At 40.4% G+C, this 14,053-nt stretch carries 12 protein-coding genes and 2 pseudogenes; all 14 read left to right on the forward strand.

Annotation, left to right across the window (positions count from 1 at the left end):
• The first annotated feature begins 140 nt into the window (after window positions 1-140).
• Window positions 141-506 (forward strand): hypothetical protein, encoded by a 366-nt coding sequence (locus tag JOC94_RS09575; RefSeq protein WP_077111499.1) that lies wholly within the window; start codon window positions 141-143, stop codon window positions 504-506.
• Window positions 507-917: 411 nt separating this feature from the next.
• Window positions 918-2,200, forward strand: a pseudogene (gene nhaC, locus JOC94_RS23370) (Na+/H+ antiporter NhaC).
• Window positions 2,201-2,782: 582 nt separating this feature from the next.
• Window positions 2,783-4,444, forward strand: a complete 1,662-nt coding sequence (locus tag JOC94_RS09590) for a thiamine pyrophosphate-dependent enzyme (protein ID WP_236017050.1) — start codon at window positions 2,783-2,785, stop codon at window positions 4,442-4,444.
• 302 nt (window positions 4,445-4,746) lie between these two features.
• Window positions 4,747-4,986: a hypothetical protein gene (locus tag JOC94_RS09595; protein ID WP_205179223.1), complete on the forward strand. Its 240-nt coding sequence runs from the start codon at window positions 4,747-4,749 to the stop codon at window positions 4,984-4,986.
• Complete coding sequence (locus tag JOC94_RS09600; RefSeq protein WP_205179224.1) at window positions 4,983-5,747, forward strand: IclR family transcriptional regulator; 765 nt, start codon at window positions 4,983-4,985, stop codon at window positions 5,745-5,747. Before JOC94_RS09595 ends, JOC94_RS09600 begins: the two co-directional genes overlap by 4 nt.
• 445 nt (window positions 5,748-6,192) lie before the next feature.
• Entirely contained in the window at window positions 6,193-6,864 is a 672-nt protein-coding gene (locus JOC94_RS09605) for a GntR family transcriptional regulator (protein ID WP_236017048.1), read from the forward strand.
• Between the two features lie 52 nt (window positions 6,865-6,916).
• The gene (locus tag JOC94_RS09610) at window positions 6,917-7,609 is read left to right on the forward strand and encodes a DUF2848 family protein (protein ID WP_205179225.1); all 693 of its coding nucleotides are present in this window, start codon (window positions 6,917-6,919) and stop codon (window positions 7,607-7,609) included.
• The gene (locus tag JOC94_RS09615; protein ID WP_205179226.1) at window positions 7,606-8,391 is read left to right on the forward strand and encodes a carbon-nitrogen family hydrolase; all 786 of its coding nucleotides are present in this window, start codon (window positions 7,606-7,608) and stop codon (window positions 8,389-8,391) included. Before JOC94_RS09610 ends, JOC94_RS09615 begins: the two co-directional genes overlap by 4 nt.
• Before the next feature lie 23 nt (window positions 8,392-8,414).
• Complete coding sequence (locus JOC94_RS09620; protein WP_205179227.1) at window positions 8,415-8,753, forward strand: cupin domain-containing protein; 339 nt, start codon at window positions 8,415-8,417, stop codon at window positions 8,751-8,753.
• A 31-nt stretch (window positions 8,754-8,784) separates the two neighbouring features.
• The gene (locus JOC94_RS09625; RefSeq protein WP_205179228.1) at window positions 8,785-9,798 is read left to right on the forward strand and encodes a DctP family TRAP transporter solute-binding subunit; all 1,014 of its coding nucleotides are present in this window, start codon (window positions 8,785-8,787) and stop codon (window positions 9,796-9,798) included.
• A gap of 53 nt (window positions 9,799-9,851) precedes the next feature.
• Entirely contained in the window at window positions 9,852-10,310 is a 459-nt protein-coding gene (locus tag JOC94_RS09630) for a TRAP transporter small permease (protein ID WP_077111492.1), read from the forward strand.
• On the forward strand, window positions 10,307-11,587 hold the full coding sequence (locus JOC94_RS09635) for a TRAP transporter large permease (protein ID WP_205179230.1): 1,281 nt from the start codon (window positions 10,307-10,309) through the stop codon (window positions 11,585-11,587). Before JOC94_RS09630 ends, JOC94_RS09635 begins: the two co-directional genes overlap by 4 nt.
• A gap of 935 nt (window positions 11,588-12,522) precedes the next feature.
• The gene (locus JOC94_RS09640) at window positions 12,523-13,581 is read left to right on the forward strand and encodes a response regulator (protein ID WP_205179232.1); all 1,059 of its coding nucleotides are present in this window, start codon (window positions 12,523-12,525) and stop codon (window positions 13,579-13,581) included.
• A pseudogene (locus tag JOC94_RS09645) lies at window positions 13,578-14,053 on the forward strand (hypothetical protein); the annotation flags it as partial. The gene JOC94_RS09640 and the pseudogene JOC94_RS09645, both read left to right, overlap by 4 nt.

Consider the following 14,053-nt stretch of genomic DNA (forward strand, 5'->3'; position numbering starts at 1 on the left):
TGTATGCTTTCCGTAGAGCTATCCTTTTGTAACGGATTTGTACAAGGTATCACTTATCCGTCTATTATAAGGCGTTTTTTCTTTTTTAGGTGTTTCTACATTTTTGAACAAACTGCTAGTAAATAAAGGGGGCATTTAACGTGTATTTATTTTTATTCACCATCATTTATTGCTTGGTGACACGACTTATAGATCTGTCTTTTGGACCTGCTTTAGGAATTTATTTGTTAGCTTTTGGCTTTATGAAAGGTTGGTGCAGTGGGAAGCTTCATGACTTTTTGAATTTAGAATCGTTAAGAAGTTTATATAAGAAAAATGGATTAAAAGATTCTTTAACAGAGCTCTCATCTTTGATTTTGGTATATGCTAATTCTTATTTCATAGATTATGAGCCTTTTTCTATTTTCGAATTTATTTATTTGTTTGTTGGTTTTATAATTTTATATCGCTTTCTGTTTTGGGGGATAACAAGAACGCTTAGAGAAAAAGTTCATTTTAGAGTTTAATTTTTGCGTCCGCCAAAGCCCCGCCAATCGCTCCCTATATGAGTGCGTGGATTGAAATAATCCCCATACCAAACTTGACCCCACTTATGCTTTGTCGCTCCCTATGCCGCGACTGTCAGAATCTTTTCAACTGGAGGAGAGGACTCGATTTGAGTGACGGGGTCCGCATTTGTCGCTTTAGAAAAAACTCTTTTACAGTGCTCCTTTCTTTTGTATTTGATTTGCTAAGATTCAATGATACGAAGTTTGGAACTTTCTTCTGTATGAACGGCCTTACATAAAAAAGTGAGGGGAAGTATGATCATGAAGAATGGGAGAGATACTTCATTTGCTTATGCATTAGCTCATATCTTTATCATTGCAATAGTATTGATTGTGGGATTGGCCTAGTTTAAATTTTCTGTCGTCAGCGTGTTTGTTATCGCCCTATTTTTCATTGTTTTATTAGCGAGATTTAACGGATTCACATTAGTCGAAATTCAAGATTATCTCATACAGGGAACGAAAAACTCTGTTTTCATTATTTTGATTCTTATGAGTGTTGGGATGATTATAGGGACTTGGGTTGTATCGGGCATTGTACCGGCAATTATCTATTATGGCTTGCATATATTAAGTCCCTCTTATTTTTTCATTACAGGTTTTATCATTTGCTGCATCGTTATGTATTTTACCGGGAGTTCTTATGCAACGATTGGAACGTTGGGAATTGCTTTTATAGGGATTGGTATTGGAATGGGAATACCAGCACCGATGATTGCCGGGATGGTCATTTCAGGTGCGATCTTCGGGAACAAAATGACGCCTTTTTCAGATACGACAAACTTGGCCTCGGGAGTAGCGGGAGTCAATATTTTTAAACATATTCATTCCATGTTATATACAACTCTGCCCGCAGTATTCATCTCTTGTATTTTATATTGGCTTTTGGGGTTAAGGTACGGGAGTGATGACAATTCGGGAAAAACGGAACTCATGACGGAAACATTAATGGAGCACTTTACGATTCATCCAGTGTTGTTATTGGTTCCGCTGTTCACAATCTTTCTCATCATAAAAAAACTTCCCCTGTCATTGCCTTAAATATGGGTTCATTAGCGGCGGTTTTGAAGGCCTTTATTTTTCAGCCGTCTTTTGGGGCCGGCGTTATATTAAACTCTTTCATGGAGGGATTTGTATATCAAACAGGTGTGGAAGATGTCGATAAGCTTCTTCAGCGTGGTGGTATTTCAGGTATGTTTACTGTCATAACATTAGTCATCCTTGTGTTTAGCCTCAGTGAAATTTTACAGAGAACAGTTGTTATTTCTGTCATTTTAGGCAAAATGGGTTCTTTTGTAGATACGCAGGCCAAATTGATTCTTACTACCATATTCAGTTGTTTTTTAACCAATATGCTATCAGCCAGCCAATATGTCGCCATCATGATACCAGGTGAAATGTTCCGTTCGGCTTATGAAGGATTAAACATTTCAAAACGGGTTCTCTCAAGAACTTTAGAAGATGCCGGAACCATTACTACATTTGTCATTCCATGGTCGTCTGGGGCCATTTTTGCTTCCGGGGTTTTGGGTGTTTCGACATTAGCTTATTTGCCATATGCATTTTTTGCCTTATTGTCTCCGCTGATTGCGGCTATTTATGCCCTCACCGGGTTTGCCATATTTAAGGAAGATGAGGAGGATGAGGAATAGTTTGAATTATTTGAATATAAATAAGTTGAAGCAAAGGTCAAATTTTTTGTAAAGGTAAAAGACAATCTTTGAAGAAAAAAATGATTGAGTTTTATACAATCAGTTGTTATACTTGACTCGTAAAATGAAATATCATTTCAATAAATGAAACTATAGGTTTGCATGACATAAGGAGGTCTTTTCATTGGGTTTTATGAACAGAAAAACAGTTATGACGGGACCCGGATTTTTAAAGCGCTAAAGACTCCGCGCTGCCCCTTGGTTGCTATAACAGGAAATAATAGATGTACATAATAAGCGGCATTAGTAGAAGTCCATTCGGAATCTAATAGTAAAAAAGGTGGCGTATCAAACAGGCCAGTCAGAAAAGATGGAGTACGAAAAGGGAATGCAAGTTTATGAAGGAGCCGTAGCTGGAAAGCCGTTTCCAAAAGATCGCTAACAGATATTTTGAAAGCGGAGTCATTCCATGGACTGCGGACGTTTGCAAATGCAGCCATTAGGAACTGCGGATGAACTTGTTCATTGATGAGAGAGTTGTACTGTATTGAAAGGAAATAGACTAAAAAGGGGTTATGCATGATGACCAAGTTAATGTCAGTGGCTGATGCCATCGTGAAATGCATGGAGTTAGAAACCATTTCACACGTATTTTGTGTTCCGGGAGAAAGTTATTTGCCCTTGATGGACAGTATTTACGATTCGCAACACATTAAACTGATTTCCGCGAGGCATGAGGGCGGAGCGGCGTTTATGGCGGATGCCTATGGGAAGGCGACGAGAAAGCCGGGGGTGGCCATGGCTACAAGAGGTGTGGGCGGAGCCAATCTGGCGATTGGAATTCATACTGCCTACCAAGATTCTACGCCAATGGTCGTTTTTCTGGGGCAAGTGCATAGTAAATTCCGCGGGCGTGAAGGGTTTCAGGAGGTCGATTTAGATCAATTTTTTGGCCATATAGCTAAATGGACAGTTGAACTTAAAGATGCCGAAAGGACTCCAGAGCTTATACACCGCGCTTTCAGAATCGCCCAGTCAGGACGCCCGGGACCTGTAGTCGTTTCGCTTCCGGAAGATGTGCTCCGTGAAGAAGCGGTTATGAATATCGGACCTCCGGTGGATGTTCCTTCTCCGCGTCCAACTTCGGAAGAGGTGGAGAAAGTGGAAAGATTATTGGGTGATGCAGAACGCCCTGTCATTATAGCGGGAGGCGGGGTCATTGCCTCTCATGGGGAACGGTTGCTCGTTGAATTTGCAGAAAAGCTTCATATTCCAGTAGTAGCATCATTTCGCCGCCAAGATGTTTTTCCGAATAACCACAGACTGTATGTCGGCCATGCGGGATTGAGTACATTTCCTTCCGTTATAAACACAATGAAAGAAGCCGATGTCGTCTTAGCGATAGGAACCCGTCTTTCGGAAATCACCACTCAGGATTATCGTTTTCCAACCACTGAGCAAAGATTAATTCATATTGACATAGACTACGACACATTGGGAAAGGTACGTAACCCCCAGATAGGGATTGTATCAGATGCCACATCCGCTTTAAAAGAGTTGCTAACAATAAATATTGACGCATTATGGGGAGATTGGACGAAGAGCCGCAGGTCGGATTATGAGCAAGACATGCTGAAGGATTTGAATGAAGATGAAGATTGGATCAAGATGAGAGGTGTCATACAAACTTTGCAGGAGAAGCTTCCGAAAGATGCCATCATCACAAATGATGCGGGGAACTTTGCTGGATGGCTTCATAGCTTTTATTGTTTTGAAAAGCCCAACACTTATATCGGACCCACATCTGGAGCAATGGGATATGGCTTGCCTGGGGCCATTGGGGCGAAATTGGCCCATCCAGATAAAGTGGTCGTCTCCTTGTCGGGGGATGGCGGATTTATGATGACCATCCAAGAGCTTGAAACAGCAGTGCGATACGGAGTTCCGGTTATTGCCCTTATCTTTAATAACAGTATGTATGGAACGATCCGGATGCACCAGGAGATGCACTACCCTGAAAGGGTGATCGGAACAGAGTTAAATCATGTGGATTTTGCAAAAGTGAGCGAAGCGCTCGGGGTAAAAGCCTTTAGGGCTAAAACAAACGTTGAATTTACGAAAGCGATCGAACACGCGCTTGCCTCCGACAGCCCCGTCGTGATTGAGGTGCTGACGAATCCCGAGCAAATCTCATTGAATGACACGATTCACTCTATCAGGCAAAAGAGTAAACAGCATAACTGATTCCGGAACCGCTTTTTCCGCTAAAATAACGAACCCTCGTAACACGAAGGTTGCGGGCGGGAATGAGAGCTAACTTTTATGCGCCGTGCGGCATAGTTGATCAGCGAAAGTGATGTGGCATGATAGGAAGCTGATGACGCTTTTGAGATCGGTTTCATATACCCTGGCAAATCTCGTTATAACCAAACTGCTTGTCATCATTTTGGGGGCTTTGTCTGTTCCTATTGGAATTTGGCGTGCTTCCTATATAATGGAAATGATGAATTGCCCATGTAATGGCTGGCGGTACAGGAGGGCTTATTATGATAATGAGCATGGTATTTTCGGTGGGGCGGTTTGTAACCGGAATTGCCATTGTGGTTAGCGGGATCCTACAGGCGGCAGACATACTTTCAAAAGGAATTGCCCAGATGATACCAACATTGACTTCCGCGTGTATCGTGATCATCAGCGTCAGTAAATTAACGAAGCCGTCACATATTACGCATCAATGTGAGAGAACGAATAGGCGGGTTTTAGGGGAGGTTGAGCGGGGACTATGAATCAGAGTGTTGTGAAAGCATTACAGTTATTGGATTATTTTACGGAAGGTGAAACCGACTTGTCGTTACGTGAAATATCGGAACGGTCGGGCTTGCCTAAACCAACAGCATACCGTTTGCTTTCTTCGCTTGAATATATGGGGTTTTTAACGAAAAACAAGCATTCGGACCAAGATGTTCGCTATAGATTAGGGCTTAAACTGTTGGAGTTGGGCGGAATTGTCGCAGATCAATTGGAGCTTCGCAAAGTCGCAAAGCCTCTTATGAAAAAGTTGCAGGCCGATATTAATGAAACGGTCCATTTGGTTGTTCGCGAAGGAAATGAAGCTGTCTATATTGAAAAGGTAGAAAGCAACCATGCATTGCGTTTATATACAAGAGTCGGGAGAAGGTCCGAGTTGTCACTTGGTTCCGGCCCCAAACTGCTTCTTGCCTATATGCCCAAACAGGAGCAGGAGAAAGTGATTTCGCAAATGAGCTTCGAGCGGTTTACTGACAATACAGTGGTAGATGCCGAAGAGTTATTAAAAAAATTAGAGGAAATACGCAGTAATGGCTTCTCCATCAGCTATGGGGAGCAGGATGTCGGTACGGTAGGAATTTCCTATCCTGTATATAATCGGGAGGGAAGTGTTGTCGCCGCGTTAAGTGTAAGCGGGCCGGTCACCAGACTGTCTGGTGAACATAAAAAATATGCTCAAATCAAAACGGAAGAAACGGCAAGGAACATATCCATGGAGCTTGGGTACACGGGAAGATGAAGTGTAGCAGGAAATCCTCGTCAGTTGAGCCAAATCCGGAATGCGGGGCGGCCCGTTTATTTTTTAGCGAAGGATCAGACTTCGCCGAATGATAGCCGCTCGACTCTAAAGCGATAAGAAATGGGAACAAACAAGGACGCGCGGGTAGCTGTGAGAGCGATTGTGCCGGACATGGGAGAAGTTGTCTGACAAGACTGCAAAGAGGTCATCCTTTTGGTCCGTTCTCATGAATTCTGCCAAGTATAGCCATGGATGAATGTCTGCAATCAATACAAAGCTGCACACATGCGAAGTGCGCAGCTTTGTATTTTATTTTACGCAAAAAAAGCGATTGAATTAGAAATCAATAAATATATTGACAATTTTATATTTATTGATGTATTATGTATACATAACACATCATACAGAGTACGCAGACAAAAAATAAAAAAATGGGGCGTTTTTGATGGATGTTAAACGAGGGTTGGGGATGGAACCTATACATAGAAAAACAACGAAAGAGATGGTTTATGAGCAACTAAAGAAAGCGATTCTTGTCAGAGAACTGAGTCATAAGGAAATATTCACAGAAACAATGTTGGCCAATTCCTTAAATACTTCAAGAACTCCTGTCAGAGAAGCGGTTGCTGACCTCATCAATGAAGGATTGATGGTTCACATTCCTAGAAAAGGTTTCAAAGTAAGAGAGATTACAGAAAAAGAAATGGATCAAATCATTTTTTTACGAACATCTATTGAAGTACAAGGCATAAAAATTTTATCTGACATCATTACTGAAGAAGAAGTGCGGCAATTATATAAAATTGTTGAACGGCAAGAGAAAGTGATTGCTAGTAATGACAGTATTAAGTTCATAGAATTGGATCAATTATTTCACCGGAAAATATTGCAGTTTGCAGGTCAGGAGCTATTAGAGCAGTTTTTATCCGAACTATACAATATGGCCAGATTAATGGGGCATACAGCTTTAATGAAGGAAGGCAGGATTACCGAGGTTATTCAAGAACATTTGGATATTGTAAAAGCTTTGGAATCGAAAGACGGTGAGCTTGCCATCAAAGTGATGGAGAACCACTTATTGTCTACTGTAGATAGTGTGAGGAATTTTACGGATTGATGATTTTTTTAAATTGTGTGAAAGCGTATACAAAAAAGAGAAGGAGACAGCCATGGATAAAAAAATATTCTCATTGGCGTTAAATGGCAAGAAAAAGGAAATGGCCATTAGCCGGGTTTATGCCATTGGATATGCCGGAAGAGATAAGAAGAAAACGATGGATCATATTAAAGAGTTGGAAGAAATAGGTGTTCCAAGACCGATAGAGATACCGACACTTTATCCACTCAGTTTAAATAATGTCACTCAAAATAAAGTGATTGAAGTGGTCGGGGACAAAACAAGCGGCGAAGCGGAAATTGTGATCATATTTGGCGGGAGAACAGATGAAATTTATGTAACTGTCGGCAGTGATCATACGGATCGAGAGCTGGAGGCAACAGATATTCATAAATCAAAGCAAGTTTGTCAAAAGCCTTTTGCAACAAAAGCCTGGAATTTGAAAGATGTTATTCAACATTGGGATTTGCTGGAACTATCCTCTGATATTTACATCAATCATCGATGGATACCTTATCAAAAAGACAAAATATCATCGATCCTTTCATTTGAAGATATTATGAAATTCCTCGAAAGAAAGGGCGTGCCGTTGGCGAACTCGATTTTTTTCTCGGGAACTGTTCCATTAAAGTGCGGGTTTAAATATGGAGAACAATTTAGAATGACAATTACCGATCCTATTCATAAACGTAACATTTTAATGGAATATACAATTAAAAATTTATTGGGGAGTGTTCAAACTTGAAAATTGCCATATACCAAATGGAAGTGATTGGTGGAAAACCAGCTGAAAACAGGTTAAAAGTACAAAGTTGGCTAGAAAAAGTCATGAAAGAAGAAAATCCGGATACGATTGTTTTACCGGAAATGTGGACTTCTTCATTTAAACTCAAACAATTGAAAGCCCTTGCAGAGCCCGATGGAGAACCAACGAAATCTTTTTTAAGCAAGCTTGCCAAAAAATATAAAGTGAATATAATCGGCGGTTCCATTCCTCATAACGTAGAGACAAATATTTATAATACAAGCTTCATTTTCAATAGGGAAGGAGAGGTTGTTTATGAATACAGTAAAATCCATTTAGTCCCCATGTTACATGAACACTTATATGTAACGGGCGGGAAAAAGGCGGTCGAGGTATTTGAATTGGATGGAATCAAGATGGGGATCATTATTTGTTATGATTTAAGGTTTCCCGAGTTAGCCAGATCTCTGGCATTACAAGGGGTACAAGCATTGTTTGTGGTGGCAGCCTGGCCAACGCCACGCAAGTATCATTGGACAGCGTTACAAATAGCCCGGGCGATAGAAAATCAAATGTATGTCATTTCTTGTAATGCCGTCGGGAATGTAGATGATGTTACTTATGCTGGGAACTCCATGATCATTGACCCTTGGGGGGATATTTTAAAGCAAGGACAAGACAATCAAGAAGAGACTTTAGTACAGGATGTCAATCTATCAAAGGTAGTTCAAGTGAGAAAGGAGGTTCCTATCTTCAAAAGCCGGGTGCCGGACTTATATTGATCTTTGGAGGGATGTAAAAGTAAATGGGTAGACAAGAGCTTGAATTTACAACTTATGAAGCGTTCCCACGTAAACAAATAGAGGGAAAGGTAAAAGGTTTATGGGAAAGAATCTTATCAAAGGACTCGGAAAGAGAACTGGTTAGGGTATTAGAGTTTGAGCCGGGGGTGGATACTTCTCCAAACGGGATACAATATCACGAATATTGGGAACATATATATATTATAGAAGGTTCAGTGATAGACCTGACTTTAAGGAAAGAATTTACGAAAGGCATGGCGGCATCAAGGCCGCCCGGTATGCCGCATGGGCCTTGGAAATCGCCTAACGGGTGCATCATGTTTGAGGTCCGCCACAAATAAAGGTAAGCAAAGAAGCTGAAAGGAGTTAGTCATGAGCATCAGAAACGTAATCATTACTGCTTTATTATTATTGTTATTCGTATTGGGAAGTGCATGCTCTAATACAAATGAGACCGGTGGGAATGATAGTGACGACAAAGAAGGCATTTCGCTGAAACTGGCCCATGTAGGGTCTGATTCACACCAATATAATATTGCTTCAGAAAAATTTAAAGAATTGGTGGAGGAACAATCAAAAGGTTCTATTCATATCGAAATACATGGAAACGCCACTTTAGGCAGTGAAGCGGACGCGATTGAGCAAGTAATGGATGGCTCCATTGAAATAACAACTGTTGCCCCTGATAGTTCTTTCGCGAATACTGTACCGGAAATGAACATTTTTGGCATCCCTTATTTATTTCAAGACCGTGAGCATGTTTATTCTGTATTGGATGGAGAAATAGGAGAGCAGTTATTTACATATGTAGATCAACATCAAATGAAAGGACTAGGTTGGTGGGAAGTAGGCTTTAGACATCTGACAAATAATAAAAAAGAGATAAAAACGCCGGAAGATATGAAAAGTTTGAAAATACGAGTGCAACCTTCACCTGTTTGGGAAGTTCATATGAAATCCTTGAATGCCAGTCCCACTCCTGTAGATTTTAATGAATTATACTCCGCATTGGATCAGGGCTTGGTGGATGGTCAAGAGAATCCGTTGCCAACTATAGACTCAATGAAGTTTTATGAAGTGCAACAATATGTATCGTTAACGGCACATACTTATAATCCGGCAATTGTTGTGATCAACCAAGGTGTTTGGGAAAGCTTAAACGAAGAGCAGCGACAAATCCTGCAAGATGCAGTGGATGAAACAACTAATTTTATAAGAAAAACGCTGGAAGAACAAGAAAGCGAGATTATCAAAAAGCTAGAGGATCATAGTGTAACGATTACCGAACCTGATCGGGAGCTCTTTAAAGATGCCACGAAAGAGGTAAGAGAGGCGGTAAAAGAAGTGCCGGAAGAACTGATCGAAAAGATTGAAAAGACAAAGTGATTTTTTGGGAGATTCCTTCCCGGAATCTCCTTTGTTGGCTGGGAGGTTATCGGATGTCTTTTAAAAAAATAGATGATTACCTTGGCCGGGCACTTGAAATAATCATTACCATTTGTTTGTCGGCGGTTGTCATCATTACTTTTTTACAAGTTGTTTTCAGGTATGTATTCAAGCAGCCACTGGGATGGTCTCAAGAAGTTTTAATGGTTTGTTTTGTATATAGTGTCCTATTCGGTGCCGCTTTGGCCATTAAAAACAGTGAGCATCTACAGGTGAACATTTTTGAAAATATGCCCAAAATGATTGAGAAGGTATTTAAAGCGTTAGAGTTTACGGTTGTTATTGTGGTCATCGTTTGTCTATTGTATTTTGGGTTCGGGCTTGTGATGGACAATTTTGATTCAGGACAAGTTTTGGGTATGGTGCCTATTAAAAAAGCTTATGTTTATATGGCGATTCCCATTAGTGCGCTTTTCATGCTATATTATCAGATTAAGAAGGTGTATAAATGATTTGGCTCATACCTTTATTGTTAATCCTTATAGTGATAGGCATTCCGATTGCTTTTTCATTAGGGTTTGTTTCAATTATCGGGATTTTATTTACCGACCCAAGCCTTCTCATTAACCTTCCGAGAAGGGTATTTAGCGGAGTCAATAACTTTACCCTAGTAGCTGTGCCATTGTTTATTTTGGCGGGGGAATTAATGACAAAAGGCGGGATCTCTAAAAGACTGATTGATTTCTCTAAAACAATTGTTGGCCCATTACCTGGGGGCTTGGCAATGGTTGTAGTTTTAGCAAGCATGTTTTTCTCTGCCTTGACCGGTACAGCGATAGCAGCGGCTGCGGCAATAGGCGGAATGATGATACCAGCCATGAAAAAAGAAGGGTACGATATCGGTTTTTCAACAAGCTTAGTGGCCACATCGGCAACGATTGGCCCGATTATCCCACCGAGTATTGTGTTAATCCTATTTGGTGTTATAGCCAGTGTTTCGATAGGGGATCTGTTTGTCGCCGGAGTCATACCCGGTATTTTAATGGGAATTGCTTTAATGGCGTATAGTTATGTTGTCGGGAGAAAACAGAATTATCGCTCCAGTGAACAGCGGGCAACGGTAAAAGAAATTGTGAGGGGAGCAAAAGATGCTGTACTGGCTTTATTAATGCCCATTATTATCATAGGCGGGATTGTCAGTGGTATATTTTCTCCCACAGAATCGGGTGTTGTTGCTGTCGTTTACGCGTTACTTATCGGAATGTTCGTCTATAAAGAAATAAGAATGGAAGACTTTTGGCCAATTCTATTAAATACAGCTAAAACAACGGCGGCGATCGTGTTTCTAATCGGGACAGCTTCTTTGTTTATTTGGTTTCTTTCATTCAAGAGAATACCCAATCAATTGATAGAAATGATGGGCGGTATATCGGATAATCCCATCTTGCTATTGCTCATCATCAATATCGTTTTATTAATTGCGGGTACATTTATAGATACGATTAGTGCTGTTTCCATTTTTACACCGTTATTTTTGCCGATGATTTTAGCGGCAGGAGTCGACCCAATCCATTTTGGCATTATCATGGCGGTTAACCTTACAATTGGCATGGTCACGCCACCTCTTGGAGTTTGCTTATTTGTTACAGCATCAATAGCTAAAATCAAGGTGCCCAAGATGTTCCGGCATTTATTTCCACAAATCGCGTTATTAATTGCCGTATTATTTGCCGTCACATATATTCCGGAGGTTGTTCTCTTTCCTTTAGAGTTTTTTTCCAATAGATGAGGATATGTGTATGTGTGAATACCAACGGTGTCAATGAAATTGGCCATTGAGAAGTTCTACTTCTTGGTCAAAAGAAAATGATGGTTTCGGTAAATGTGAGCTTACGAAGTTCATTCTAGCTGTATGGGAAAAAATGAATTTTTTCCTGCTTTTTTAAATTGAGAAACATGCAGATGAGAAGGCCGACAAAGTGAATCCCGTGCTACTCAGGTAGCAAAAAGAAGGAATCATGGAGACCAGTGCAAACTTCGCCCGGTAAAAGTCATCTAAGAATGAAAGATCAAAAAGCATGTTCACTTAAGCGGCGCAGGCTAAAAAGTCTGTGCTGCTTTTTTTATCATAACAGTGAAGCTATACGATCAACGGTTTTCAAAATTTATGAATAGCATTCATTGTTTCGTTATCCCCACTCTTTCATTTCCCAAAGAAGCTTCGATCTGTTTCACATATTCTCTGTTAGCAGTGAAGTGTCGCTGTCGCTGTCGCGGTTAGCATTATTTTCCACAATATGAAATATAACACTGTCGTTTATAATAAAAGAGATCCTTGCTGGCTCATAAAAAGGGGACTGATCATCCAAACAGATAGGAAGCGCCAAGTGAAGAGCATTTCGGATAATAAGCCAAATTACGCAAAATTGCCATCACCTTTTTGCCGGCTGGAGAGGCCTGTTGACACATCAGCCTCAATGCCTCAACTTGTCACTTGTTTTTCGATTTCCATAAAAAAGCATGTCTGCATCGGCAGATTTTTTTGCCATTCTCCATGAAAAATAATGATCGACACAGTTGTCTGATTGGTGATACACTATTGCAGGAGTTTGTTCTGTCCATTTATAGTTGAATGGCCAGTCCATACAAAACGAGTGCTATGAGTGCGTGGATTGAAATGCAGTTTTCTTTACAGCCTATGCGCTTGTTTACGTCGCACTCTATATGAGTGTCTGGATTGAAATAATTAGTTTCAATAACTTTTTAGGCATTTTTACTGTCGCGCTCTATATGATTCAGCATGAGATCGTATATACCCCATGGGGCAAACTATCAGTTAAAGCGATATACGAAATCCACACGAAACAAACTTTGGAATTGAGGGAGAGTAAAGTGAATCCATCCGCCGTTCATCATGTGAGTTCCTCTTTGGATATAACATCTTTTTTTGATATTTATAAAGCCAATGTTGTGCGAACGAGGTCAACGATCACCGCCATCGTCCTTTCCGTTTTTGATCAGTCGATTTTTGCTGCAGAGGATTTGGAGTATGCGGAGCAAGAAATGACCTTGTTTTTACAACATGAAATCAGGCAGACCGATCTTGTTTTTAAACTGGGCGTCCCATTTGAATGGTGCATCATTCTTGCCCATAGTGGAGAAAAAGAGGCAGAGGCTTTTCTTGAACGTCTCCAATCTCGTGTACAACTGAAAGTGATTCCCTTATTTAATCAGTATGATGCGGCTTTTTTGGCCAGCATCGCTGAAATTGGCAATAGTGACGTGGAATTGGAGGATTTGATTGAACATGGAAGAAACGCCTTGGTTCACGCCAACAAGGAATGGCAAATTGTTTATGTGAATCATTATAAGGCGAAGCACCTAGAAACAGTAAAGATTAGCATATTGGAAGAAGATGAGATTTTTCGAAATGTGTTAAAGAACTCTTTGGAGGGTTTGTCCTTAAAACATTTTGAGATTGAAATTGAGACGTTTTCTGATGGATATCTTTTCCTGCAATCGAAACGATATTTGTCGAGTCATACACATTTGGTGATCATGAATGATATTTTGCCAAGAAAAAATGGGTTAGAAGTGCTGTATACGCTTCGCAATCTGCCCAATAATAAAAAAATCATCATTTATATGATGACAAAAAGAAAAACGGAGGAAGACATGATCTATGCCTATGAACATGGAGTAGATCAATATGTAATGAAACCATTTCATTTGCGATTATTTGAAGCCCAAATCAAAAGAACGTTCGAAAGGCTATGGTCATGATGGATGTGTCGATTGATCTTTTAATTCAGTTTATGCTGGTGGTTTCCGTCTTTTTGCTTGTATTTTCCATTTATTTACTCTCGAACCGGGCAATGGAAGTAGCGCGGGAAAGGAAAAAAGCAGCCTACATAAAGGAGCATCAAGACGCTTGGTATCATTATGTAAGAGGGAGCGGCCCCTTTCCGGAATCACTGATGCCGAGACATACGTATGAGCTATACGGAGTCGAACAAATTTTTTTGTCCTATATAAAAAATGTCTCCGATCCGTTGATTCGTGAAAAAATCAAGTTGTTTTCCAATGAATCTATGAAAGACCACTACGGGAAGTTGCTTGCCAGCAGAAAATGGAGCATTCGCATGAACGCTCTGTACAGGGAGTCAAGTCCACATTTATGTGTAAAAGTTTTCGACCTTTGCATAATGTTAAATTTGTGTATTCATCAAAGCACAGCCACAGCGAAGCTGCTTGC

The organism is Siminovitchia thermophila, from assembly GCF_016909185.1.
In the GTDB taxonomy this organism is placed as follows: Bacteria; Bacillota; Bacilli; order Bacillales; family Bacillaceae_C; genus Siminovitchia; species Siminovitchia thermophila.

What these genes read in the sequence shown, in the direction of transcription:
- JOC94_RS09590 (WP_236017050.1), top strand. Translation starts at nt 2,783, where the DNA reads ATGACCAAGTTAATGTCAGTGGCTGATGCCATCGTGAAATGCATGGAG.
- JOC94_RS09595 (WP_205179223.1), top strand. Translation starts at nt 4,747, where the DNA reads ATGATAATGAGCATGGTATTTTCGGTGGGGCGGTTTGTAACCGGAATT.
- JOC94_RS09600 (WP_205179224.1), top strand. Translation starts at nt 4,983, where the DNA reads ATGAATCAGAGTGTTGTGAAAGCATTACAGTTATTGGATTATTTTACG.
- JOC94_RS09605 (WP_236017048.1), top strand. Translation starts at nt 6,193, where the DNA reads ATGGATGTTAAACGAGGGTTGGGGATGGAACCTATACATAGAAAAACA.
- JOC94_RS09610 (WP_205179225.1), top strand. Translation starts at nt 6,917, where the DNA reads ATGGATAAAAAAATATTCTCATTGGCGTTAAATGGCAAGAAAAAGGAA.
- JOC94_RS09620 (WP_205179227.1), top strand. Translation starts at nt 8,415, where the DNA reads ATGGGTAGACAAGAGCTTGAATTTACAACTTATGAAGCGTTCCCACGT.
- JOC94_RS09625 (WP_205179228.1), top strand. Translation starts at nt 8,785, where the DNA reads ATGAGCATCAGAAACGTAATCATTACTGCTTTATTATTATTGTTATTC.
- JOC94_RS09630 (WP_077111492.1), top strand. Translation starts at nt 9,852, where the DNA reads ATGTCTTTTAAAAAAATAGATGATTACCTTGGCCGGGCACTTGAAATA.
- JOC94_RS09635 (WP_205179230.1), top strand. Translation starts at nt 10,307, where the DNA reads ATGATTTGGCTCATACCTTTATTGTTAATCCTTATAGTGATAGGCATT.
- JOC94_RS09640 (WP_205179232.1), top strand. Translation starts at nt 12,523, where the DNA reads ATGAGTGTCTGGATTGAAATAATTAGTTTCAATAACTTTTTAGGCATT.